The 24,412-nt window shown below is 47.6% G+C and carries 20 protein-coding genes; 5 read left to right on the forward strand and 15 right to left on the reverse strand.

The window, feature by feature from the left end:
* Positions 1-3 precede the first annotated feature (3 nt).
* The 3 genes from MOB98_RS16330 to cypD form a co-directional block, all read right to left on the reverse strand.
* Complete coding sequence (locus MOB98_RS16330; protein ID WP_268363016.1) at positions 4-768, reverse strand: glucose-1-phosphate cytidylyltransferase; 765 nt, start codon at positions 766-768, stop codon at positions 4-6.
* A gap of 237 nt (positions 769-1,005) precedes the next feature.
* Positions 1,006-2,925, reverse strand: a complete 1,920-nt coding sequence (ltaS1, locus tag MOB98_RS16335; protein ID WP_268367213.1) for a lipoteichoic acid synthase LtaS1 — start codon at positions 2,923-2,925, stop codon at positions 1,006-1,008.
* A 438-nt stretch (positions 2,926-3,363) separates the two neighbouring features.
* Entirely contained in the window at positions 3,364-6,549 is a 3,186-nt protein-coding gene (gene cypD / locus MOB98_RS16340; protein ID WP_268361398.1) for a bifunctional P-450/NADPH--P450 reductase, read from the reverse strand.
* Between the two features lie 149 nt (positions 6,550-6,698).
* On the opposite strand from cypD, the gene MOB98_RS16345 reads away from it, so the two are divergent.
* Positions 6,699-7,769 carry a DUF3900 domain-containing protein gene (locus MOB98_RS16345; protein ID WP_268361400.1) on the forward strand — a complete coding sequence of 357 codons (1,071 nt, stop codon included), beginning with the start codon at positions 6,699-6,701 and terminating at the stop codon, positions 7,767-7,769.
* 36 nt (positions 7,770-7,805) lie between these two features.
* On the opposite strand, the gene MOB98_RS16350 is transcribed toward MOB98_RS16345, so the two are convergent.
* On the reverse strand, positions 7,806-8,915 hold the full coding sequence (locus MOB98_RS16350) for an FAD-dependent oxidoreductase (RefSeq protein WP_268361403.1): 1,110 nt from the start codon (positions 8,913-8,915) through the stop codon (positions 7,806-7,808).
* A 149-nt stretch (positions 8,916-9,064) separates the two neighbouring features.
* Here MOB98_RS16350 and yetL point away from each other — a divergent pair, with 149 nt between their 5' ends.
* Positions 9,065-9,568 (forward strand): transcriptional regulator YetL, encoded by a 504-nt coding sequence (gene yetL / locus MOB98_RS16355; protein WP_268361406.1) that lies wholly within the window; start codon positions 9,065-9,067, stop codon positions 9,566-9,568.
* 116 nt (positions 9,569-9,684) lie between these two features.
* On the opposite strand, the gene MOB98_RS16360 is transcribed toward yetL, so the two are convergent.
* From MOB98_RS16360 to MOB98_RS16370, 3 genes are all read right to left on the reverse strand, one after another.
* On the reverse strand, positions 9,685-10,329 hold the full coding sequence (locus MOB98_RS16360; RefSeq protein ID WP_268361408.1) for a Bax inhibitor-1/YccA family protein: 645 nt from the start codon (positions 10,327-10,329) through the stop codon (positions 9,685-9,687).
* 107 nt (positions 10,330-10,436) lie between these two features.
* Positions 10,437-10,604: a YezD family protein gene (locus tag MOB98_RS16365; RefSeq protein WP_166853957.1), complete on the reverse strand. Its 168-nt coding sequence runs from the start codon at positions 10,602-10,604 to the stop codon at positions 10,437-10,439.
* A 156-nt stretch (positions 10,605-10,760) separates the two neighbouring features.
* Positions 10,761-11,633 carry an STAS domain-containing protein gene (locus MOB98_RS16370; protein WP_268361410.1) on the reverse strand — a complete coding sequence of 291 codons (873 nt, stop codon included), beginning with the start codon at positions 11,631-11,633 and terminating at the stop codon, positions 10,761-10,763.
* A 196-nt stretch (positions 11,634-11,829) separates the two neighbouring features.
* Between MOB98_RS16370 and MOB98_RS16375 the strand changes: the two genes are divergently transcribed.
* The 3 genes from MOB98_RS16375 to hmoA all read left to right on the forward strand — a co-directional run bounded on the left by MOB98_RS16375 (position 11,830) and on the right by hmoA (position 13,318).
* The gene (locus MOB98_RS16375) at positions 11,830-12,456 is read left to right on the forward strand and encodes a hypothetical protein (protein WP_268361411.1); all 627 of its coding nucleotides are present in this window, start codon (positions 11,830-11,832) and stop codon (positions 12,454-12,456) included.
* Positions 12,457-12,538: 82 nt separating this feature from the next.
* Positions 12,539-12,901 (forward strand): VOC family protein, encoded by a 363-nt coding sequence (locus MOB98_RS16380; protein ID WP_268361413.1) that lies wholly within the window; start codon positions 12,539-12,541, stop codon positions 12,899-12,901.
* Between the two features lie 93 nt (positions 12,902-12,994).
* The gene (hmoA, locus tag MOB98_RS16385) at positions 12,995-13,318 is read left to right on the forward strand and encodes a heme-degrading oxygenase HmoA (RefSeq protein ID WP_268361415.1); all 324 of its coding nucleotides are present in this window, start codon (positions 12,995-12,997) and stop codon (positions 13,316-13,318) included.
* Positions 13,319-13,356: 38 nt separating this feature from the next.
* On the opposite strand, the gene MOB98_RS16390 is transcribed toward hmoA, so the two are convergent.
* The 8 genes from MOB98_RS16390 to MOB98_RS16425 form a co-directional block, all read right to left on the reverse strand.
* On the reverse strand, positions 13,357-14,052 hold the full coding sequence (locus tag MOB98_RS16390) for a DUF421 domain-containing protein (protein ID WP_268361417.1): 696 nt from the start codon (positions 14,050-14,052) through the stop codon (positions 13,357-13,359).
* A gap of 106 nt (positions 14,053-14,158) precedes the next feature.
* A complete protein-coding gene (gene lplD / locus MOB98_RS16395) occupies positions 14,159-15,499 on the reverse strand; it encodes an alpha-galacturonidase LplD (RefSeq protein WP_268361418.1) in 1,341 nt (446 codons plus the stop codon).
* Positions 15,500-15,507: 8 nt separating this feature from the next.
* A complete protein-coding gene (locus MOB98_RS16400) occupies positions 15,508-16,395 on the reverse strand; it encodes a carbohydrate ABC transporter permease (protein WP_268361421.1) in 888 nt (295 codons plus the stop codon).
* 12 nt (positions 16,396-16,407) lie between these two features.
* Positions 16,408-17,364: an ABC transporter permease gene (locus tag MOB98_RS16405; protein ID WP_268361424.1), complete on the reverse strand. Its 957-nt coding sequence runs from the start codon at positions 17,362-17,364 to the stop codon at positions 16,408-16,410.
* A gap of 54 nt (positions 17,365-17,418) precedes the next feature.
* A complete protein-coding gene (locus MOB98_RS16410; protein ID WP_268361426.1) occupies positions 17,419-18,927 on the reverse strand; it encodes an extracellular solute-binding protein in 1,509 nt (502 codons plus the stop codon).
* 121 nt (positions 18,928-19,048) lie between these two features.
* The gene (locus tag MOB98_RS16415; RefSeq protein WP_268361428.1) at positions 19,049-21,622 is read right to left on the reverse strand and encodes a hypothetical protein; all 2,574 of its coding nucleotides are present in this window, start codon (positions 21,620-21,622) and stop codon (positions 19,049-19,051) included.
* Between the two features lie 43 nt (positions 21,623-21,665).
* Positions 21,666-23,660 (reverse strand): beta-galactosidase, encoded by a 1,995-nt coding sequence (locus MOB98_RS16420; protein ID WP_268361430.1) that lies wholly within the window; start codon positions 23,658-23,660, stop codon positions 21,666-21,668.
* 5 nt (positions 23,661-23,665) lie between these two features.
* Positions 23,666-24,319, reverse strand: coding sequence for a rhamnogalacturonan acetylesterase (locus MOB98_RS16425; RefSeq protein WP_268361432.1), 654 nt, complete (start codon positions 24,317-24,319; stop codon positions 23,666-23,668).
* Positions 24,320-24,412: the final 93 nt, after the last annotated feature.

The raw sequence follows: 24,412 nt of genomic DNA on the forward strand, positions 1-24,412 counted from the left end.
AGTTCACCATACCTTCCATACTTGTTGTCCTTGATCCCACATTTTGTTGACTTCTAAGAGATTTTTATACGTATCGATGGCCGTCCAAAATCCGTAATGGCGGTACACGGCAAGTTCTCCGTCTTTGGCAAGGTTCTTCAGCGGTTCATCTTCGAACATCATGTTCCCGTCTTTCGGCAAATAATCGAAAACCTTGGGGTCAAGAACGAAGAATCCGCCGTTGATGATTCCGTCACTCGATGTCTTCTCCGAAAATGTTTTCGCCATGCCGTCTACAACCGTCAAGGTGCCGAACTGCGTGGTTTTGTCAATGCCGGTGACAGTCGCGGCAGCACCTTTTGTCTGATGATAGCTGATGAGATGAAATAGATTGATATTGGCCAGCCCGTCCCCATAGGTGAGCAGAAACGTTTCATCGCCGATATAGTCTTTCGCCTGCAGGATTCTCCCGGCTGTCAGCGTGTCTTCCCCTGTCTCCAAAAACGTAATTTTCCACGTTTCAGGCTGCCCCAGCATCTGCACCTCTCCTGTAGAGCTGTCGAGTGTCAGGCTGTTGTGCTTCCATTCATAGTCAAGAAAGTATTCCTTGATTTTTTCGCCTTTATAGCCCAAAAGCAGAATAAACTCGTTTACTCCGTAGTACTGATAGATTTTCATAATATGCCATAGAATCGGTTTGCCGCCTATCATGGCGAGCGGTTTAGGAATGTCATTCGTGACTTCACTCATTCTCGTTCCTTTTCCGCCGCAGAGAATGACCGCTTTCATCTCTACCCCTCATCTCTATGAATATTGAGTTCGAAACCTGGTACATCTTTACAATCTATCAAGGCGTTTCCCCGATAATTTGTCCGATATCAATACCGGTTTCAAAATCTACTGTAATGATATGAGAGAAAGGCGGCCTTGGTGACCAAATGGAATCTATTTTTTCAAGTTGGTTATGTAACCAAAAAAAAGAGCCTTGAGCGAAGGCACTATGCCCGCTCAAGGCTCTTTCTCGTCTTATTTGATTTCTTTTTCCTTGCCGTAATGATATTCAGATGGGTCAACAGCTGTAAAGTCGCTGAGTTTGTGGAATCTCAGCAAGTCTTTGTACAGGACACTGTCTGACAGGCTCAGCTGCTGATTCACTCTTGTTTTTAGATTCTTCGTTTCTTCATTCGCTTTCAGTTTTTTACCAGTCTTCGTATCGTAAATGACATTGTCGACAGATGTGTACTTCGGCGTCACGAAGTCTCCGTTTCTGAACGCCACTGTATCATCGTGGTCTTTAGAGAATAAATCAGTACCGAAGTTAATGTATTTCTGAGAATCAATTCCCTGTAAGTGCAGAAGTGTCGGCATGACGTCAATTTCCCCGCCATACGTATGGTTCACTCCGCCTTTTTTGCCAGGAATACGGATCATCAGCGGCACACGCTGGTTCTGCGCGTTTTGATAATCTGTGATTTCTTTTCCAAGAATCTCTTTCATCGCGCGGTTATGGTTTTCAGAAATACCGTTATGGTCACCGTAAATCATGATGACTGAGTTGTCATACAGACCGGCTTCCTTCAGCTCCTTGAAGAATTGCTCAAGCGACTCGTCAAGGTAACGGGCAGTCTGGAAGTAGCTGTCAACTGTGTTATCGCCAGTTGTTGCTTTCTTAATGGACGCGTCCTTTTCATCCAGATTAAACGGATAATGGTTTGTTAATGTAATCAAATGCGCATAAAACGGCTGTTTGAGAGATTCAAGTTTTGGAATCGATTCTGTAAAGAACGGTTTATCCTTGAGTCCCATATTAATGACGTTTTCATCTGACATATCATAAGTGCTTGCGTCAAAGAACTTGTCATAACCGATATGTTTGTAAATCTGGTCACGGTTCCAGAACGATTTGTAGTCACCATGCAGGACGGCGCTTGTGTAGCCTTCCTTCTGATTCAAAATCGCCGGAAGCGACTGATAGGTGTTTTCGCCTTTCGTCACAAACGCGGAGCCTTCAGGAAGGCCGAAGATGGAGTTATCCATTGTCAGCTCGGCATCAGATGTTTTTCCTTGGCCTGTCTGATGGAAGAAGTTATCAAAATACGTCACATCTTCTCCGCCGTGTGCGAGTTTATTTAGGAAAGGCGTCACCTCTTCACCATTCAGCTTGTAATCAATCAAGAATGACTGGAAGCTTTCGAGGTGAATCTTAATGATGTTTTTCCCTTTGGCAGCACCGAAGTATTCGGCATTCGGTTTTGCATAATGAGACGTTGTGTAGTTCTCAACGCTTGTTAAATCATCGCTGCTCGCATAGGCTCTTTGTGTTTCCGTTTGAGCCGTCTGCACGCCGTCATAAATAGTGTAATTGTAAAGACCTAAATATTTCACGATATAATTGCGGTCAAACGTTCTTGTCAGCAGCTGCGGACGGTCTTTTTCCGCATAGTGCAGGTTGATGAAAAACAGTGCGACCCCGGAAAGGATCACCAGTGACGCAAAACGTTTTTTCATTTTGTATTCTTTTAATTCAGGTCTCCAGATCAATACCGCAATCAAAATAATGATATCTAAGAAATAGAAAATATCATGACCGGCCATGATACTGAAAATCCCGTCTCCCATGTTTCCGACATTGCCGGACTGTTTAATGTTCGGGAACGTCAAGAAATCATCAAAGAAACGATAGAATAAAATATTAGCATATAACACAAATGTCATCACAAAATCGATAATCAGCATGATAATGGCTGATTTACGCCCTTTCGCCAGCAAAGCCAGTCCTAAAAAGAAGACGGCGCTTGAGAACGGGTTAAATATCAGGAGGATCTCCTGAGTTGTGCCTTTTACCCCAAGATTAAATTCAGTCTTGTAGGATAAATACGTTTTTGCCCAAAACAGTATAACAGCCAGCACAAAAAAGCTAAGTTTGTAAGAAAAAAGTTTCTTCATGGCAACCTCTACTTTCTTAAACACTTTAAGTTCTTTATTCATATTTACCTGCTCTTTATCCTGTCTTCCTATTCCTTCTTTCCAAACAAAATCAAGGCATCACACAACAATAAATACACCGCGGTAACCCCCGGAATAGTTATGTTTTGCACCATACCATTTTTTTGTTACACCTATTTCAAACCAAACACTGGACGAAAGAAGCCTTCATTTCGTTTCACTTTTTTTCTCAGAAAATAAAAAAGGGTTTCTTTTGTCATGTCTGCCGTGGAAAAAAGAAATAGATACCGAGTATAAGAATAACATAAACTAGCAAAAACGAAAAATAGGTTTTTCAGACAGCCCGCCCTTCCGCGGACTGTGGTTATTGTATGCACTTACATTTAGCTACATCACCATTTTTTTAAAGGACAAAAAAAGACTGGATGTCTCCAGTCTTTACAGCCCCGACCAAACATCTTTTGCATATATACCGGTATCCTGCAGATGTTTCAGCCAGTTTTCCGCTTCTTGTTCGCTGGTGCCATGAACAGACGCATGCGCTTTTTGCAGCGCGACCTCCACATCTGGGGCCATTTTGCTGCCGTCACCGCATACATAGAGCCTGCCTCCGCGGTCAAGAATTGAGATTAATGTTTCTGCATGGCCAGCCATGAGGTGCTGGACATACGTTTTCGGCATGCCTTCTTTTCGGGAAAAGGCTGTGTGGACAGTGACGATTCCGTCTTTTTCAAACTGCTCAAGCTCTTCTCGGTAAATAAAATCCTGATCGTTTCTGCACCCAAAATAGAGATGGGCTTCACCGAGCGTTTTCCCCTCCCGCTTTAAAGCTGTACGGGCTTGGAGAAAACCGCGGAATGGCGCTACTCCTGTGCCCGGACCAACCATAATAATTGGAGTTTGAGGGTCTTCCGGAAGCTGAAACCGGGATTCCGGTGTGCGGACAAACATCACAACATCATCACCCGCCTTGCGTTCAGCCAAGTCGTTAGAAGCCACGCCCCTGTATTCGCCAAGGCCGCTCCAAGCAGGACCGCGCACAACACCGACTGTAATGGATGCGCGCTCCGGATTCACCCTTGGAGAGCTTGAAATTGAATAATATCTCGGTTTTAACGGCCGTAAAAGCTCTAAAAATCGTTCAAACGGCATGTCGCACGCTTCATACTTTTCAAGCAGATCAAGCATGGAAATCCGTTTTTTCAATATTTGTTCCTGATAGACACCCTCTGCCGCAAGCTCTTCTAATTCCCGTTTATGCGGCGGGCAAACTGTATATGCCGCCAGCTCCCGTATTTGTGCCCTTGTAGCCGCTTCCTGCACCTCGACACTGTAGCTGAGAAGATCTTGCAGGCTGACAGGCCGCTCCAAAGGCAGATGCCCCGCACTGCGCCCGCTTGCTGACAATGTCACTTGGTCGGTACCCTTCAGACCGAATCTGTTAAGAATCCGGCTGACATTGGTTTGGCTGTTCCTCGGCAATATGCCAAGGTGATCGCCCTCCCGATATTCAACATCCGGCGGCAATGCAATTTCGATATGGCGAGTGCTGCGATCGCTGTCTGCGGACTGGAGTTCACGATTTTCGGCAATGGATGCATGAGCCGCTTCGTACGATCGGGCCAGCGGGGACTCTCCAAGCCCTCTCACAAACTGAAGGCTCAGGGTGCTTCGTTCCTTATCGGCGTTTTCATTAAGCTCTAGTCCGAATGCTTTGATGGCGTCCGCCCACATGCTTTCTTTCCACTCGTCAAGCTGCCCTTCAAAATCACCGCTGACATCACCTTCTCCGCGCGCAGAAAACCGAGTCGCGCCTTTCTTCGCAAGCTGTTCATCAATGAATCTTGGTACGTACTGATACGTGCTCGCCCAGTTGTGGTCGCCGCAGCCAAATACCGCATAATGGACGCCCTCAAGCTCCCCCGGTTTGATTTCTTGAATCCACTGCACAAACTGTCCCGCATTGCTTGGCGGTTTTCCGTTATAGGAAGAGGTCACAATGACAACCGCTCCCTCTTTCGGCAGCTTTCCAATTTGGTCATTCAGAGGTGCCGTCTCCGTCCTTACGCCGTGAAGACTGGCTGTATCAGCAAGTTCCTGGGCGACGCCTTCTGCGGTGCCAGTATCAGAGCCATACAGGACGAGAAGCGGCCGGTTGTTGAGGCCAATGACAGATGCGCCCTTTGTTTCTGTTTTCTCTTTTTGCTTATCAGGCGCGGCCTTTTCAGCTGCCGGGACATCCGCATGAATGGCTTCCTGATGCCTGGTTTGAACCCTAATGTGAAAATCGCCCGGCTTGAGTGTCAAGGTTTGTTTAATATCAAGCTCATAATTTTCATGATCAATCAGCGTGAAATATTTTAAGATCATGCCCAGCACAAGTGTGGCTTCATGAAGGGCAAACTGCATGCCGATACAGGCCCGCTGTCCATTCCCAAAAGGTTTGTACGCATGATGAGGCACTTGGTCCTGGTGTTCAAACCGTTCCGGCCGAAATTCCTCGGCATCCTCTCCCCAAGCGTCCCGATCACGGTGAAGCTGCGGAATCAGCACAGAAATTCTGTCTTTCGTCGTAATCGGGTACTTTCCGCCAATGACTGTGTCTTCCTTTGGATAAAGGCTGAAAGCCGGAGCCGTCGGCCATAAGCGCAGTGATTCATTTAAAATCATCCGTATGTATTTCAGCTCGAGCACTTGTTTATAGGTCGGCGCTGCATCCGTCAGTACCCGGTCAACCTCTTCATATGCCTTTTTCAGTTTGTCAGGATGGTTCAATAAAAAGTAGATCGCAAAGGATAGCAGGCCGCTCGTTGTTTCATGTCCGGCTATCAAAAACGTAATGATTTGAAAACGAATATTTTCATCGTCAAGCTTGTCGCCCGTTTCCGGATCTTCCACATTCAGCATGCGGGCGAGCAAATCTTTTTCATCCTGGTCTCCATTCGACCTGCGCTCCGCTATAATGCTGTCAACTAGCGAAAACATCGTTTGAATATCATGATGAAATTGCCGTTTTGTTCTGACCATGAGTTTATCTTGAACATCGAGCCGCTGCATCTGGTGCATCGCTTCATCAAGCGCCCGCACCATGCTGTTGATAAACGGGTGGGGCGTTTCTCTGTAGTAGCTGTTAAAACGATAGTTAAATCCGCACAGTCCAATGGTGTCGAGCGTCAGCCGGGTCATATCTGCTGGGACATCGACTGCTTCATTTGGGTTGAGCCTGGCCCATTTTTGAATGAGCTGAACGGCGATATCAACCATTTTCTCATGGTAGTCCTTCATGGCCCGCTGGCTGAACGTCGGCATCAGAATGTTGTGCGCTTTTCTCCAGTTAGGCTCGTGCGTCCAGCTTGTAAACAATCCGTCACCGGAAAACGCGCGAACCTTTTCCAAGGCGCCTTCAATGCTTTTGTCGAACCGCTCTTCATCACAAACCTCTTTCACCAATTCATGGCCGGACACCACAATCGTCGTGCCCGCGGGTGTATGGATTTGAAAAATCGGGCCCTGCTCTTCCGCCAGTTTGATCAGCGACAGTGTTGGTTTGTCCTTATCAATTAAAGGCAGATTTCCGAGCGGCCCAAACGTCTTCGGCTGAGGAATCGGGCTTGCTTTCTTCATCGAACCATTCCTTTCCGTATGAAATGCCTTCTATCTGACTACATTTCCCTTTCATGGCCATGATTATTCTGTTCTCCCAATTGACGCATGATCGCTGTTTTTTCTATACTTGAGAAGCTGTACAATACGTTAATAAGGTGAGTTCATATATGGATTTTGAAATTCGGTTTTTATCCTTTTATGTCATACAGGTGGAAGGCAAAGATGAGCAGGCGAACAAACAGTTCAAGCACTTCCAGACCCTTGATACGGGTGAATTTGAAGAAAGCGAGCTGAAGGACTTTCTCGACGGGGAGCTGAAAAAAATCGTCAAACGGAAAGCAGACCGCCATCCGCAGTCCGAGCAGGTCCCGACGAAAATCGGCCATTTTATCGTCGAGCCCGGCCATGAGCTCGATTCCAACCCAAACTACAACATGTTCAACCGTGCGCGTCTGGCGGAAACAAAAGAAGACTTCAACGAGCTGAGCGAGCAGTTCGTCCGCACGTACCTCGACACGAGCGCGGTTCGCGGCGGCGTGTTCCTCGTTGCTTCAGCCGTACCGAGAAAATACTTTGACGAGTCATTTGTCTTCATTATGAAATGTGATTTTGAGCCGAAGGTCGCCCGCATCTCTGACGCGTCTTCTCTCATTAAAAAAGTCGAAATGGCGATCACGACAAAAAACATGAAAAGCATCCAATACCCGTACATGCCGGAGGAAGGAATGATCGAGGAAGGCGAGCTGAAAATCCACCAGGCCTCGCACGCCCGCTATTTTGAGGACTTTCTGAAATTCGTCGAATACGGAGAATCGATGCCGGAAATCATGAAAACCCAGGTTATGAACATGGTGCAGGAGCACGTCTACGAGACATTCGAAGACAACAGCGAGGAGCTCAAGCAGTTCGAGCAGGACATTGAGATTTGGGAAGCGAGCGAAAAACGGGAAATCCAAGAGCGCCTCGACACCCATCAAGTGATCGAAGCCTCCGCCCAAATCATTGAGCACACGCCCGAGGCCGAGCTGAAAATGAAAGTCGGAGACACCGAGATTAAGGGATTGCTAGCGGATTTTGGCGATTCAATTCATCTCGCAAAAGTGAACGGGCGCTATGTCGCGCTGATTGAAGCCGAGACGATTTCGTTTGAGAAGGGCAGTTCGCCGGTGGAGTTTTATAAGCCTGAGGGGCTGCATGAGGTGATTGAGCGGATACGTAATAAAACAGAGCAAGAATAAAAAAAGTCCAGAAATCACTTTCTGGACTTTTCCTATTTAATACCTCTCTCTCAACACCGCATAGCACTCCCCAATCAATTCTTCCGCTCCCGGCTCTCCTTTCAGCCCGCGGCGGACGATTTCTGAGGAAAGGTTCTGGACTTTGAGCGCTCGTGGGGCTCTTCTTTTGTAGTACGCCTGAAATGCTGTTTCGTGGCCTTCATGGTTTTTGAGTTCTTCGGCGAGGACGATGGCATCCTCGATCGCCATTGCCGCTCCTTGCGCCAGGGTCGGCGCTCCAGCGTGGGCGGCGTCTCCTCCGATGACGACGCGGCCTTTGTGCCATGGCTCCTGCACGGCGACCTGCTCCAGTTTGTTAAAGATGACAGGATGCTGTTTTGACATGTGCTTTGTGACAAAATCCAGCCCCGGAAAACCAGAAAGAATCTCTTTTACTCTATCAAACCGGGTATCTTCCTCATCCCAGTAATCACTCGTGCAAGGCTGGAGGACGAAGACATAGCCGGCGTGTTCCGCCAATGGAACGACGCCAATTTGTGTATCCCCGCTTCTATACATTAATGTCGCGTCCTCAAATGTAAAATCAGGAAGTTCGATATAAAAGCGCCACGCCCCCATGCCAAGGTACTCTTTTTCTGTTTCCTTTTGCAGCATTCTATCGCGAACAACGGAGTGAATCCCGTCAAAACCCGCCAGAATGTCAGCCTGCAGCTTTTCTCCATCTTCACATACGGCAGTGACCGCTTCAGCTGTTTCTTCATAGGAGACAACCTTTTTCCCCCACTTGATGTCTACACCCGCCGCCTCGGCATGCTTCTTGAGAATGTCATTTAGCGTTTTGCGCAGGATATTATTGCGTCCCGGCAGTGTATCGTCTAAAAAGGATTCGCTGACTGTAAACAGGAGATTCCCCTGTGCATCAAACGTTTTAAACCACTCTGTTTGAAAGCCATGCTTACAGCACTCCTCGAACACGCCCAATTCTTTCAAGACGGCCATTGCGTTTTGCGGCTGAAGAATTCCCGCACCCGTTTTGCGGTTTTCTGAAGCCGCTTCACACAAGGTGACAGAAAACCCTGCTTTACTGAGGGATATGGCTGCTGATAAGCCGCCGATTCCGCCTCCTGCTATCAAAATATGTTTCATATGTAATACCACCTTTTCAGCTTTATAAGTAGTTAGGCACCTAACTACATTACCTTACTATGTTGAGTGAAAAGCTGTCAATCCAGGTTGCGTTACGATTTCCGCTCCTTTATAATCGTGTCACTACTAATGTACAGGAGCTCATTGCAATGGAATTAAAACATTTACCGAAATATAAGCATATAACAGAGCACGCCGAGACGTATGCCAATATAGACGCCGGCTCTCTTGAATTGTTTTTATCTCTTTTTGATATCTCTAAAAAAATGAATCATGTGATGGAGCATTACTTCGCAGGCCGCGGGCTGTCAGAAGGAAAATTCAAAATCCTGATGCTGCTCTTTGATGCCAAGGACCATACGTTAAGTCCGACAGAGCTTGCCAACCAATCCAACGTCACGAAAGCAACGATTACAGGCCTGCTGGACGGGCTGGCGAGGGACGGTTTTGTCAGCCGCAGGCACCACACAGAGGATAAACGAAAAATCAGCATTGAACTGACAAAGGAAGGCAAAGAACGGCTGGAGCAATTTCTGCCTGGCCATTTCAGCAAAATCTCCGCGGTGATGGAAAACTACAGCGATGAGGAAAAAGACATGTTCGTGAAGATGCTGGGTGATCTTTTTGAAAGGCTCAGCGTGTTTAAGGACTAAAAAACCCATCTCACCAAATGCACAGGCGCCACACCTAACAAAATGACAGCCGCCCACCTTCACCTGCCTTGTTGTGTATGAAAAAAAGCGCCTATCCAAAGACAGGCGCTTTTTCATTAATCATCACTGCTCAAAATGCCAAAGAAGCGAAGCAGGTTGATGAACAAGTTGATAAAGTCAAGGTACAGCGATAATGCCATTACGGGGATTAAGTCTTCCGTAATGTGGCGGTGTTTGATTTGGTTTAAATCATACAAAATGTAAAGAGAAAAGACGATGGTTCCGATCACGGAATACGCCATCATCGCCGCTGAGTTTAATGGGCTGAAAATGTTGAAAATACCCACCACCATCAGCGCGAGCACCGCTACCAGCAGAAATGACCACAGGAAGGATAAATCCTTCTTCATTTTTGCGCCGATTGTGCCCAAAACAGCAAAAATGACAAATGTAGAGCCAAAAGCTTCAAGCACGACATAGGCGCCGGCGATGGAAGCATAGTGGCTGACGATCGGAAATAAGGTAATGCCGGAAACGAACGCGAATGTATAGACAAACGCATATCCGACCGCTTTTCTTCTGCGCATCCAGAAGGCCAGGATAATCATCGCCACTTCAAGAATAGAAAGCGGCAGCATCAAAGCGACAGGAACAAATTGGCCGATAAAAAGGCCGACAGTCGCGATCAGCAATGTGAAGACAAAGACTGTCAAAATGCGTTGCATGATCGATTGCTTACTCTCGTGAACCGTAGCTTGCATGTCAAAAATCCTCCCAAAAAATGATCTTAAAGGTCTATTATATAAAAACTGGATGAAATATGTATATGTTTTAAGGAGAATTTAATGAAAACAAACCCTTTACGCCCTCACTTCGTTTCTTTCCTTTTCAGCGAAAAACGGTGCTTTTCTATTTTCTCAATTTGGGTCACCTGAGAATCATGAACCGTAATCTGAACGGTGCCGAAATCGAGCGTTTCCAGCGAGCTGATTATCTTTTCAATCACTTCAGGATCAATCGTTGATTTTGAAACCAATAGACCTTCCCCCTGTTCGAATATGTTTTAATTCACAGTATTCTTATAAGAATTATAATATTATGTTTTTTTTGATAAATCAATGGTGATTTCTGTTTGAATGAAAAAGGCATATGATCATCCGACGCCGGACAATCATATGCCTCATTGAACTTTCTATTTGTTTTCTTCCAATTCCTCAACAATACAGCGGACACCCATGTTTTCTAATGCCTGCTTCAGCGTGCCGTACGTTTCATATTCACTGAAATCAAGCCCCAATTGAATTGATGTTTGTGCCACATCTGGACGAATCCCTGAAAAGACAGCTTTGACACCCAGTAAGAAAAGCGTTTTAGACAGGTTGTACAGTTGCTGCGCCACCATGGTATCCACAATCGGAACACCCGAAAGATCAACGACAAGGCTTGTAATTTTTCTCTCGACACAGCGGACTGGCACTGTTTCTAAAATGATCTGGGCCCGTTTTGTATCAATGGAACCGATAAGCGGCAATATCCCGATTCCATCAGCAATGGAAATCACAGGGCAGCCCAGCTCAGAAATCAGTTCCTGCTGAGATGTGAGCCTCATCAGCATAAATTTTTGGTACTGCTCAGAAAACTCAATAATCAGCTTATCGAACGACTGATTCACTATGCGGTTCCATCGGTCGGCATCATCATTGGTGACGATATCTTGATGCTCTTTGATAAACGCAACGACAGCATCCCAGAATGAGATTCTAGAGTTTGATATGGCTTCTACAACCTCATGAACCTGAACATCTTGCTCAACCCTGTTTTTCGCAACGCTTTGCGCCCATTTTGCCATATGTTCTTGAAACTCGGTTTGATCCTCCAGAAATGCGCTTGCGATTGTTATATTGGTAAACGTATGCTGCTCGGTTAAGAGCTTTTTCGTTTCTTCACTTAAATGGCTGGCGGAATATAGCTCTCCTTTCAGCTGACATCGCAAGCTGAACCATTTCTCAGTAATATCCGCAGTGTGGTCTATGATATATTGATATAATAATTGATCGATATTCACGGTCTGTCTCCTTTTTCATAATAGAAGCTCTTTCATTATAAAATGATAAATCGGAATTGTGAATGGGACTAGTGAAAAATCAAATGATTCTGCATTCTGAACACATTCCAATTTCAACCATAGGCGAATACACCAATAAATGCCCGCATGCATAGACTGCAAATGTACAGTTTACAATGAGAAAGGACGTTATCACATGTATTATGTTGATCCTTATATGTTTGCCGGGCATTTTTATGATCCTTGGCCTGCTTTTGAATATGAATACCGCTATCCAAATGGTTACCCATGGTCGGGCATCGGCGGCGGGGCTGTGCCTGGTACTGGCGGCGGATCCGGCCCTGGCATCGGCGGCGGGGCCGGCCCTGGCATTGGCAGCGGGGCTGTGCCTGGCTTCGGCGGCGGGTCCGGCCCTGGTATTGGCAGCGGGGCTGTACCTGGCTTCGGCGGCGGGTCCGGCCCTGGTATTGGCGGCGGGGCTGTGCCTGGCTTCGGCGGCGGGGCCGGCCCTGGTATTGGCGGCGGGGCTGTGCCTGGCTTTGGCGGTGCGCCACAGGGCCCCCCGCCTTCCCAAATACCAGCGAAGCCACAAAAGCCGCAGGGTGCTCAAGGAGCTGCTTTTTTAGTTGAACCCATCACCATTCGGCCTTGCCTCTTCCGGTTTACCTATGTTTGGTTAACCAACGGCCGCTCATTTTGGTTCTTCCCGATCATTCTTGGCAGAAGATCCGTCGGCGGCTTTTATTGGGATTCTTCACGGCGCCGCTGGGTTTATTTCGCCTTAGACACAAATCTGATAGATGTTGTGAGCTGCTCGTATTAATCGACAATCAGCCGGGTTTTCCGGCTGATTTTTTTATGTTACTTCAGCCGTAAACAGGTTATAGTATCATTAAGGTTTTCCTATGATCAAACAAATTGGCACTGTCGCTGTCTATGTTGAGGATCAACAGAAAGCGAAGCAATTTTGGGCGGAGAAGGTTGGCTTTGATATTGCGGCAGACCACCCGATGGGGCCTGAGGCAAGCTGGCTGGAGGTTGCACCAAAAGGAGCCCAGACCCGTTTAGTGATTTACCCGAAAGCCATGATGAAAGGCTCTGAACAAATGAAGGCTTCTATCGTGTTTGAATGTGAAGACATTTTTGGTACATACGAGAAAATGAAAGCAAACGGTGTAGAATTTCTCGGAGAGCCCAATCAAATGGAGTGGGGCACCTTCGTTCAATTTAAGGACGAAGACGGCAATGTGTTTTTATTGAAAGAATAACGATGCGGCGGCTATGCCGCCATGCGCTTTCTTTGACATTGAGAATGAATTTCATTTACAATCATAATATATGAGAATGATTGGAGAGAGACGATGTTTGTTCAATTGAGAAAAATGACGGTAAAAGAAGGCCATGCAGATCAAGTCATAGAACGTTTCAGCGCTGAAGGAATCATTGAAAAACAAGAAGGCTTAATTGATGTAACAGTGCTTGAGAAAAACGTCCGCCGCGGTGATGAGGAAGTTGTTGTCATGATTCGCTGGGAATCTGAGGATCACTGGAAGCAATGGGAAAAGAGCGATGCGCATATCGCCGGCCATAAAGCGAACAAGGGGAAACCAAAGCCTGACTATCTAATCAGCACTGAAGTGAGCATGTACCACGTAAGAGCTGTTAAACAAGGAACTCACGAATAATAAAAAGAGCTTGCACCTGCTGCAAGCTCTTTTTTGGGTCAAGATGAACTGCTTTCTTCATATGTGACGACATAAAGCGGCTGGTTGGCATGCCATTCCGCGTATAAGATATCCTCAGCCTTTTCAACTCCGTGCTTTTGCAGCGATTGCTTTAGCCATTGTTCATCCACGCCCGCCTCCACCAGGTTGTCAAACACAATCTCCCCATCAAGAATTAACGTAATCGGCAAAGATACGTCCTTAGGCGGAAGGTTCATATCTTTTCTGGTCGGTTTGCCAAAATCAGCCTTCGGGAGCACACTGATCATCCCGTTTGTTTCCAAAATCGCATATTCCACTTCCTGAATCGAAAAACAGCCGGCTTGCCTCAGGAGGCTTTGCAGCTGATTAATATCGAGCTTATTTTTCTTCAGCATCTTGTATTTCAGCTTTCCTTTATGAATCACTATATTCGGTTCGCCTTCCAGAAATTTTCTGGTTCCTTTGAGTTTTTGTGTGATTAATTCAATCAAAAAAATAAGAAGGCCCCATAAAAGAGAAGAAAAAATAATTTCTTTTATCTTGATTTCATGATCATAGACGGCGTTTCCGACCAGTTCTCCTAAAATTAAAGCAGAAATAAAGTCGAACGGCGTAATTTGAGAGAATTGCGTTTTCCCCAGAAATTTTAAAATGATAAATAAAATGCCAAGACCGCAAACTAATTCTATTGCTACATTCAGATAATCTTCCACGTTGATAGCACCTACTTCTTAAAAGCTACTATCATTATGGTCAACTGCACTCTTTCTAAACCGGAACTTCAGATTTCGAAAAAAAAGCGGCCCATCGGCTTTCTTTTTACATCGTTTGGTGCTTTGCCAGCATGTCATGAAATAGCTGCGCTGCATCACTGGGGTCAATCGTGACAAGCGGATCATTGAGGAAGGCCTGTAACGCAAGGCGGCGATCCTTTGTTAAAGCGGCCTCCGCCACTGCCTCCTGATTGGATACGTGCCTGGCCGCCAGCATTTCCACACCCTTCGGCAGCGCTCCGGAACAAATCGGCTGAACACGGTTCCGTGTGATGAATGCGTTTGTTTCGACAATGGCCTGTAAAGGTAGGTTCGAGACTTGCCCTTGATTCGGCATATTGAGATTCGTGACGAGTTCACCCAATCCGAGGAGAGCCGCTATGATGTTCACGCCTTCTTCTCCCGAGGCTTTCCCGGCAGCGCCCTGTTTTTGTACAATTAATCGTTCTGTTTCTTTTCGTTTCTCATCTCTGTCTTGTTTTCTGAAAGATATAGGTGTGAGATGAAATTTCCATGCTTCAGGCTGTTTGAGGTATGGACCGGGAAGAAACTCTGCCAGATGCCTGTCACCCGCAGCAGGGATGGCGCCATACGTTTCAAATAAATCAAATGCAACACGGTGTGCCGAACGAAAGACGCTGTCCCTCCAGCTCTCGCCCTCCAGCTCATATCCCGATTCCCCATAATGTGCGCTGAATTCATGGAATATAGGCAGCAGGTCAATATGGCGGTAAGAGGCTTCTGTGATCCATGTAAAATGGTTAATGCCAAGTACATTGACGCGGATCTCTTCGCGCCGCAGCACCTCCACGCCAAGCCTTTCTGTGACCATTTCCGCCAGCAGCTTTTGCGTCCCGAATACTTCGTGGCAGCAGCCAATCGCTTTGATGCCGGGAAAGACTTTATAGAGGACTCTTGTACAGACAGACATTGGATTTGTATAATTAATCACCCATGATTCGGGTGCATAGTCTCTTATTGCCCGGGCAATTTCCGCAAACAGCTGGGCTGCTCTTAAGCCTCTGATGATTCCGCCCGGCCCGACAGTATCACCCACAGATTGATAAATGCCGCAGCGCTCAGGGAGATGGACATCGATTTCCATATCCTCCAGTGAACCCGGCAAAATCGAAATAATGACGATATCCGCGCCCGATAACGCCTTTTTCAAAGTAGAAACCGCTTCGTACCTCCATCTGCCGTCTCCGCTGTGATTGCCGATCACTTCATTTTTCTGAGCCGCTTCAAAATCAAGATCATAGAGCGCCACCGTGCCTGACATCCGTTCATCGACCGACAGATCACTCATCAGGCTTCTGGCCCAGCCTTGGGATCCCCCGCCGATATAGGCAATTTTAATGTGATCTAACGTACCGATATGAAACACTCCCTTTCTCAGCCTTTTACCGAACCGATCAGCATCCCCTTCGCAAAGTGTTTTTGTAAAAATGGATAGACAGCCAAAATTGGAAGCGTCGCAATGACAATGACAGCGAGTTTTATTCCCTGCTCCGGCGGAACGGTATTTTGCATTGTATCGCCATTGGTCGCCGTTAAATCCGATAAGATTGTGACTTGGCGAAGCACCATTTGCAGCGGCCATTTTGCGCTGTCATTGATATATAAGAGGGCGTGGAAGAAATCATTCCAAATCCCGACCGCATAAAACAGCGCAAAGGTCGCAATGACCGGCTTTGAAAGCGGCAGGGCGATCCGCCAGAAAACCCCGATTTCGGAACAGCCGTCAATCTTTGCTGATTCCTCCAGCTCGCGCGGCAGCTGCTGAAAGAAGTTTTTGATAATAATTAGATTGAACGGATTGATCGCCATTGGCAGAATCAATGCCCAATACGTATCCAAAAGGCCAAGTGATTTCACGACAAGATACGTCGGAATCATGCCGCCGGAAAACAGCATGGAGAAAATCACCAGGTTCAACAGCAAATTCCGTCCCTTCACATGCCGCTTCGCCAGCGGGTAAGCCATCGTGAAGGTAAAAAACAGCTGCACAGCCGTCCCGACCACGGTGATGAAAATAGATACGCCCATGCTTCGGATGAATGTCGGTGTCGAAAACACGTACTTGTAAGCATCGAGTGTAAAGGTTTCCGGGATTATAAAGAAGCTGCGCTGGGCGAGCTCCGCTTCTGTTGCAAAAGAACCTGCAATAATGTACAAAAAAGGCAAAATGGTAATCGCGCCAACGCCGCCGAGAAACAGAATGTTGCAGACGTCAAACACCCGTCCGGCTTTTGTGTTGTGCATCGTGTGAATTTCAGCCATACTCTCCCTCCTCTAAAACAGTCCTTCCTGATCAAACTTTTTCGCAATGTAATTGGCGCCGAAAATCAAGATAATCCCGACAACCGATTTAAACAAACCGACCGCTGTACTGTAGCTATACGCGCCTTGGGTAATCCCCATCATGTACACGTACGTGTCAAAAATGTCAGCCACGCTGCGGTTGAGCGAGTTCGTCATCAAATACACCTGTTCAAAACCGAGGTTCAAAAAGCTGCCGATTCTTAAAATCAACAAAACGATAATGGTGCTTCTGATGGCCGGCAGCGTAATGTGCCACATCCGCCTGAACCGGCCCGCACCGTCCATAATGGCGGCTTCATACTGCTCCTGGTCAACCGTCGCCAGCGCGGCCAGAAATAAAATCGTTCCCCAGCCTGTCTCCTTCCAGATGCTTTGCATCACGATCATCGGCCGGAACCAGTCCGCATCCGATAAGAAGGAAATCTGCTCACCTGTCAAACTCATGACCATTTTGTTGATTACACCTGTATCAACAGTAAAGAAAACAAAGGTGATGCTGACCACGATTGTCCATGACACAAAATGGGGCACGTAAATAAAGGTTTGGATGCATCTTTTATACACGGCCTTTCTCAGTTCATTCAAAAGCAAGGCCAAAATAAGAGGCGCAGGAAAGGCAAACAAAAGATCAAGGCTCGCCAGCATGAGCGTGTTGCGCAGCAGCCTAAAAAAATCCGGATTCATAAAAAAGTCTCTGAAATAATCAAACCCGACCCATTCGCTTTTCCAGAAGCCGAGGTATGGCGAGTAGTCTTTAAATGCGATGAGTACGCCCCACATCGGCAAGTATTTGAAAATCAAAAAATAAAGCAGCCCGGGAATAAGAAGGAGATAAAGCCATTTGTCCCGTTTGAGCGCAGCCATCCAGCTGATGCCTCTACCAGCAGTGAGACCAGGTGAATCTCCCTTCTTCGGCACTGTTTCCATAACTGTTCTCCTTTCGGAATACCGGGGCGCCCGCCGAACGGCAGGCGCATCGGTTTATTTTGTCGATTGATACAATTTGTTCAAGTCCCTCATCAGTTCATTACCGCCGCTTTTTTTCCAAAGCTCCACCGCATCCTCGAACCCTTGTTCATCAATTTCTCCTATGATAAATTGCGTCCTCGCGTCGAGAATGATGTTGTCAAGCTGGGCTCCTTTTTGGGTATAGACATCTGATACAAGCGACTCGGCCGGGTTAAAAACAGCGATCTTTTCTCCTTCTGTTATGATGTCCTTGCGATGCTGAAAGAGCTTTGTTTTCTGGTCTTCGATGTAATATTCGCTTTTTGGAATCGACATGCTGAACTGGGCCAGACCTTCATGCTCATACAGGAGAGATTTGTTGTTTTTTTCAAGCGAGGTGAATTTACCGTCCTTGAGCTCGTAATTGCGGCCCTCTACCCCGTTGTTCGTGAGAATCTGCGCTTCCTTATCATTCATTTTATCGAGGAAGGACAGCACCTTTTTCAGCTCTTTTTCGGTTTTGACGCTTGATTTTGGGATCGCGATCATGCCTGAATAACCGGATGTCGGGAAAGTGCGCTTGCCTTTTGGCCCTTCTACTGTGCCGACGATATCAATGATATCCTTGTTCGACTCATCCGCTTCTTCCATTGCGCTTTGGATTTGAGACGCTCTGGAGCCTGTATCAACGATGACACCTGCTTTTCCTTTCACAACCGGATCATTCCACTTCGCTGAATCCATGACCGCAAAGTCCTTATTGATCAAGCCTTCATCATACAGCTTTTTAAAAAACTTGAGCGCATCCATGTATTCCTTCGTTGTAAAATCAGGAATCAGCTTTCCGTTTTCAACGCCGTAGCGGTTCGGAGCGCCGAACCAGATTTGCAGAACATCCCATGGGCTTCCGTTTCCAAGTCCCATCCATTTCGGCACGACCATGCCGTACGTATCATCCTTGCCGTTTCCGTCAGGATCTTTTTCCTTAAAGGCTTTGAGCACTTCATAGAAATCATCAAGCGTTTCCGGCATATCCAGTCCGACGTTTTTCAGCCAGTCGGTTCTGATGATCATACACGCCCTGATCAGATCTCTCGTTCTGTAGATGCCGTACACCTCGCCGTTTACCGAGCTGTTCTTCAAAATCTTTTCATCTGCCTGGCTTATATTCTTGTAATCTTTCAAATAAGGAGACAGCTCCCAAAACGCCCCCGCTTTGACAGACTTGATAAAACCGGCTGACTTATCCTTAATCACAATCGCATGAGGCATCTCTCCGGAAGCCATGACGATGTTGAATTTATCGTTATAGGATGAATCCGGCACCCATGTGACCTTAATCTCTTTGCCTGTGTATTTTTCGAGCGCTTTTAATGAAGGGCTCTTATCACTCGGGCTTTCCGGCGATAAAAGCGGCGCCATAATTTTGATCGTGTCTTTCGAATCGCTTGCTGAATTGGATGTTTCCGAATGGCTGCATCCGGCGATCATCATGGCAGCAAGCGGCAAGGCCATCCATTTTTTTCGCATTCTTATTTTCATGTTGCGTAAGTCCCCCTTTTTTCAATTTGCATTTCCCCTTTGCCCCTCTCAATATAAAGCGCTTACATAAATGCTTGCAATCTTCATTTTTTGCATCATTTCTCCTATGAAATTCAGGCTGTTATCCTTTTTTGCCAGATGTATCTTTTTTTGCAGGAAGGGAATCTCCGATCAATTCCAGCGCCGCTATGACATTTAAACACCATTGAGAGACAGTGTTCGTTGTCACCCACGGGAGCTCCTCCAGCTGTGTCCATGTCTCGATGCGCTCCGGTTTGATCGGAAGCGGCGTATGGCTAAGCTTATCATCAAGCAAAAGGTTCCACGCTTTGGCGGCGAGATGAGGATCTTGTTTTTTTCTCGCGGCGTAGGCTGTCATACCGGCGGCGAACATTGGCCAGTGAAAATGCCCGTCATGAAGAGCGCCTCCGCTTTTTTTCCGTTTTTCCTCATCACTGAGTGTGTAAAATTCGCCGAATTCACTCAGCATATCCTCCCATTCCCGGTCATCAAGAAGCTCAGCCAGCTCCATCCACACTTGCGGCGCACCAAAGGCAATGATCATGTGATATCCGCCCGCGGTGCCGTCTCCCTTGTGATGAAGCATCGAAGTCTCCGGGTCATATTCAAATGTCGGCCCGGATAATAAGCGGAGCGGCAGCTGCTTCAGACAATTGATGCCTGTTTGGATTTTGTTAAGATATTCGGGGTTTTCGGTCCGCTCCCATTCCGCCAGCCAGTTGGAACAAAACGCAGCCCAGTCCGGTCCGGTTCTGGCGTGAGTCGGGTGTTTGCCTTTCTCGTAAAAAGCGCGCATCGGATTGGTTTTGACGAGGGCATAATCGGCATCCTTCACTTCTGTCAAAAGATCGCCCGTCCGCTCATCTCCCGTCAGATAATAATAGAATTTATAAAGCCCGGCCATGCTGATTCTCGCTTCCTTGCAGCCGCACCCCCAGTGCACCACGTTATGCCGTGAGCCAAGCCCGGCATATTCACCGAGGTGAAAGCTGTCCGTTTCGCTCGTATGGCGGGTCATGGCTTCTGCCATGCGAAAGATATCCTCTCTGCCTGAGCGGAAAAACGCCTGCCACAGCCATAGGGTCGGAACGAGCTCATTGTTTTGCCATGCGTATCCGCCGAGATCATACCGCCACATATGCCGAATCGGATCATACGTATGCATGACATCGCCATAATCCCAAAACCCGTACCATCTGCGCTGCTCTACTTCCTTTTTATAAAATAGAAAGGCGGCGGCGAGCTGCTCCTCCAGCTCTTTTTTGAGCGGATCGGATGTGTCAATGACACTCCAAACCCCCAGCGCCTTTGACTCGTAATAGACGTCCGGCTCGCATACAAGCAGCGGCGGCGCCTGCCATTTGTCAGCGAGCGCATTGAGGACCTCTTCAGACGGCATGTATGAAAAGCATGCCAAGCTGATTTCATTTGTATTGGCAATACCGGTCGGATCAGAACCCATTTCATCAAATCCCTCATACGCGCTGGCTACATGAGTGTTTCCTGTATAATGCCGCAAATCCATCGCTTCTCCGTCCGGGGGCCAAAGCCAGACGGTCATTTTGGGATGGGTGCCGGCAAGACCTGTGATTTCAAGTGCAGACGGATATTTCTCAAAAAAATACCGCAGGCCGAGTGCTAGGCCGCCATTTTCGCCTCCCGCATAGCAGAGCCCCTTCGCCCGGCTGCCATGCAGCATGCTGATCCATGCATAATCTTTTCCTGTCCGTTTTGACAGGCTGTAATGATCGCTGGAATCCTGGACAAGCTTTACATCGTTCCAAACCGCATTCTGTGTGCCATGAGCAAACCATTCATTATGCTCTTCACTTGGGGACAGCGTGTCGCCATTGATTTGGTCTTGATAAAGCGGATACCGTTCATTGAATTTACGTGTGCCAAACAGCTGGGCCGGTTCTTTGTACATCCCTTTCTCTCCCGCAAAACGAAAATGCCGGTTGTACGGCTCTCCTTCCACAAAAAGGTCAAATTCAATGCCGAGCCCCTTAATGAATTCTAGTTTTCCGTTCCTGTCAATCAGCTGCGTGTGTACAAGACCGACCTCAGGCAGCCCGGCATAAAACGTCAATCGGATGACAAACGGCAGCCATTCTTCATTCGTTTTTTGGAGCATGTGCACGCCCTCTATTTTGACCACCGCTTTGACAGGTCCGCTCTTCTCAATCACTGCTCGTTTGATGAGGCTGACAGACGCTTCATGGAAAAGAACCGTTTCGGCCGCCGTCTCTTTTCTCGTTTCTCTTATGGCAATGAGCCTCCCGCCTGCGGCGATCGGCTTTCCGTTGACCTGCAATGATTGAATGAGATCAGAGCCTGTTTTATGGATGCTACAGATGATCGCTCCTGTATCCACTTGGATGTCATGCTCTGACTCATTGATGCTGAGCGTTTCGGCTGGCTGCGTGGCTTCTCCTTTTTGCACTGTAAAGGTTTGATGTTCCTGTCCCGTGAATACCGCTGCATGCTTCGTCCACTTGACGCTCCCGTCCGGCCAATAGGCCGACGGTTCGCTTTGCACATATCGGCTTTCCGCCTTTTCATTTACAAGCGCCAGAGGGTCTCCTTTTCTCAATTCTCCTCTTTTCCATGGCACGCCCCACGTTACACCGCTTGTCACCTTCGGCTGTTCTGATAACCATTTGGTCTTTTTCATCGGTCCTCTCCTTCCATAGAAAAAAGCTGATTCGATGCAAGAATCAGCTGTGATGTTCAAACTGAATCACACGGTATTCGTGCGGTCCGACTGCCAGTCTCCCCGCTTTGGTCAAACGGTTCGTCAACAAATCCGTTCCCGCTTCCGGCAATGTCACGCTCCCGCCTTTTCCATCCATATTCACAACGATCCACACAAGGCCGTTTTCGCCTATACGCGGGGCAACGATCGTGCCGGGTGTCACATCCGATCGGACAGAAATGGCTGCTTCAGCCGCGTAATGCCTGACGAGCGCTTCCAGCATTACATCCCCTTCTTTCCCGGATGGAAGCGAGCCGAGCATGACGATTTTCCCTTTGCCGTGCTTCTGTTCTGCCAGAAAAGCATGGCCTGCTCCCGGTCCTGATTCAACCGTGCCGAGGGTGTTTCCGTTCTTTGTATCAAACACCGCGCTCCACAGCCCGAGCGGCGCCGTGATGCCAAACGCTTTTCCTGTATTCACGTCCTCGTTCATTGGAAAGGTAAACAACGTTTTGATCCCGGCTGTTTTCTCAAGTTCTCCAAGCCCGCAATCGGTATGAATGGTATGTTCGCTTGTGCGTCCTCCTGTCAGCGGACCGGCGATCCAGATGCCGCCCGCTTCAGCGAATGCCGAAGCTTTTGTGATAAAATCCGAAGACAGATACGGCACAAATGGCGTAAACAGCAAGCGGTAGCCGTCCAGCGGAGCACCTTCCGGAATAAGGTCACGGTGAATCCCCGTGTTGAGAATGCGTTCATAAAAATGGGTCACAAGCGTACGGTGATGGAGTCCCCGGTGAGGCTCAGTTTTAATAAATGCTTTTGCTCTGTCAGAGTAAGTCAGCGCCGCCTCAGCTTGAACGGGTTCAGTCGATAGAATAACAGGCTCGATTTCCTTTCTGGCCCGCTCAACCGCCAGCACATTTTGGTAGCCAATGGTGGGTTCGCCCCAGGCACTGAGAACCGAGCCGTGGGAAATCTCGCTGCCCGAACGCTGCTGGCGCCACAGCCAATAGCAAAAGCCCTCGCTTCCTAAGGCGTAAGAAGATACGGCCTCGGCCTGTAAATACCCGTCGGCATGCGGAAAAGCGGAGCTTTCGAGCGAGGCAGCATATGACGGACTCGTTTCCAAAATCCAAAACGGGCGTCCTTGTTTTACATTTCTCCATAAATCACAGTTCAATAAAAAGGCAGAGGTATTTTCCTGTGATGCGTAGGTATCAAAGGAGGCAAAATCGAGATTCCGAAACATCCGCTCATTGTTCACGCTGAACATGACAGATCCGTTATGCGTGATCGGCGCATCCGAATAGCAGCGGATGATTTTGGCCTGTTCATCCGCAAATGAAGCGATCATCTCCATTGAAAACAGCTGATATATGGTGCTTAGAGAGGCGTGATGCAGAAACGGTGCCGGTCCCGGCTGTGGCACCTGCTCAAATGTCTGGTAGGTTTCACTCCACACATCGGTTCCCCATGCCTCGTTTAATCGCTCTATCACACCGTAACGATTTTTGAGCCAGTCGTGCCATAGGCGCAGGCACGTCTCACACATGCATTCAGCCACATGGCATTTAAACTCATTATCGAGCTGCCAGCCAATCAATCCCGGAAGCTGGCCAAGGTCCTTGGCAATGCTTGTGGTGATGATGGCGGCTTTTTTTCGGAAATACGGGTTGTTCGTACAAGCATGCTGACGGGAGCCATGCCCCATGACCTCTCTTTTTTCATTGACATGCATGCGTTCCGGCCGGCCGTGCGACAGCCAAATTGGCGGTGTAGGCGTCGGCGTGCACATGATCGTTTCGATGCCGTTTTCATACAGCCTGGTGATAATCTCTTTGAAAAAACCGACGTCAATTTTTCCTTCCTCCGGCTCCATGACGGACCAGGCAAATTCACCGATCCGCACCACATTAATGCCAGCTTCGCGCATCATGTCAATGTCCTGCTGAATCGTCTCTTCATCCCATAATTCCGGGTAATAGCAAGCGCCGTGATATAGTTTTCTGCTCACATTTTTCACCCTTCTTTGATGATCGATTCTGTCAGTGGCAGGCCGAGCTCCTTTATGCCTTTTGCCACAAGTTTCGCCATTTCATTTGCGCCTTTTTTGGTAAAGTGCGTGTAATCGTTAATCCCTTCTGAAATCATAAAATAGGTGTACACTTTTTCCTCGCCCTTCTCAGAAAAGAAAGCGAGGCTTTTCTCCATTAGATCAATGAGCGGGACATTCTCCTCTTCAGCCGCTTGTTTCATGGCAATGCAATAATCAGGAAAATCGTTCAAAAACTCGCCGTTTTCGTAATGAAAGCGGGCTACGGGGGTGATGAGAAGCGGATGGGCGCCTTTTTCCCGCGCACCTGCGATATACTGCTTTAAATAGTGTTTATAGGTTGTATAGGGCTCGGTGTAGCGCTCCGGCTTATTTTTTGACGCATCGTTATGGCCCATCTGCACAAACAGCCAGTCATCCGGTTCGATCACATCAAGGATTGCCTGAAGCCTGCCCTCTTCCACAAATGTTTTCGAGCTTCTTCCCCCGATCGCCCTGTTGATCACTTGAATATGCTCCGGCAGATGCGAGCCGAGAAACTGCCCCCATCCCCCTTGATTGGTGCTGTCTCCATATGTTTGAACAGTCGAATCGCCGGCAAGATAAATATGATTTGCCATTTTTCATTCCCCCTCGTTTTTTTGTTTAGTACGGCTTCAATCCAGGACAGCTCTTCCCTTGATAAAACCGGTGTGTGGAGCGCTTAAACATTG

This window comes from Bacillus sp. N13C7 (assembly GCF_026790065.1).
Lineage (GTDB): Bacteria > Bacillota > Bacilli > Bacillales > Bacillaceae > Bacillus.

What these genes read in the sequence shown, in the direction of transcription:
- MOB98_RS16330 (WP_268363016.1), bottom strand. Translation starts at nt 768, where the DNA reads ATGAAAGCGGTCATTCTCTGCGGCGGAAAAGGAACGAGAATGAGTGAA.
- ltaS1 (WP_268367213.1), bottom strand. Translation starts at nt 2,925, where the DNA reads ATGAAGAAACTTTTTTCTTACAAACTTAGCTTTTTTGTGCTGGCTGTT.
- cypD (WP_268361398.1), bottom strand. Translation starts at nt 6,549, where the DNA reads ATGAAGAAAGCAAGCCCGATTCCTCAGCCGAAGACGTTTGGGCCGCTC.
- MOB98_RS16345 (WP_268361400.1), top strand. Translation starts at nt 6,699, where the DNA reads ATGGATTTTGAAATTCGGTTTTTATCCTTTTATGTCATACAGGTGGAA.
- MOB98_RS16350 (WP_268361403.1), bottom strand. Translation starts at nt 8,915, where the DNA reads ATGAAACATATTTTGATAGCAGGAGGCGGAATCGGCGGCTTATCAGCA.
- yetL (WP_268361406.1), top strand. Translation starts at nt 9,065, where the DNA reads ATGGAATTAAAACATTTACCGAAATATAAGCATATAACAGAGCACGCC.
- MOB98_RS16360 (WP_268361408.1), bottom strand. Translation starts at nt 10,329, where the DNA reads ATGCAAGCTACGGTTCACGAGAGTAAGCAATCGATCATGCAACGCATT.
- MOB98_RS16375 (WP_268361411.1), top strand. Translation starts at nt 11,830, where the DNA reads ATGTATTATGTTGATCCTTATATGTTTGCCGGGCATTTTTATGATCCT.
- MOB98_RS16380 (WP_268361413.1), top strand. Translation starts at nt 12,539, where the DNA reads ATGATCAAACAAATTGGCACTGTCGCTGTCTATGTTGAGGATCAACAG.
- hmoA (WP_268361415.1), top strand. Translation starts at nt 12,995, where the DNA reads ATGTTTGTTCAATTGAGAAAAATGACGGTAAAAGAAGGCCATGCAGAT.
- MOB98_RS16400 (WP_268361421.1), bottom strand. Translation starts at nt 16,395, where the DNA reads ATGGCTGAAATTCACACGATGCACAACACAAAAGCCGGACGGGTGTTT.
- MOB98_RS16405 (WP_268361424.1), bottom strand. Translation starts at nt 17,364, where the DNA reads ATGGAAACAGTGCCGAAGAAGGGAGATTCACCTGGTCTCACTGCTGGT.
- MOB98_RS16410 (WP_268361426.1), bottom strand. Translation starts at nt 18,927, where the DNA reads ATGAAAATAAGAATGCGAAAAAAATGGATGGCCTTGCCGCTTGCTGCC.
- MOB98_RS16415 (WP_268361428.1), bottom strand. Translation starts at nt 21,622, where the DNA reads ATGAAAAAGACCAAATGGTTATCAGAACAGCCGAAGGTGACAAGCGGT.
- MOB98_RS16425 (WP_268361432.1), bottom strand. Translation starts at nt 24,319, where the DNA reads ATGGCAAATCATATTTATCTTGCCGGCGATTCGACTGTTCAAACATAT.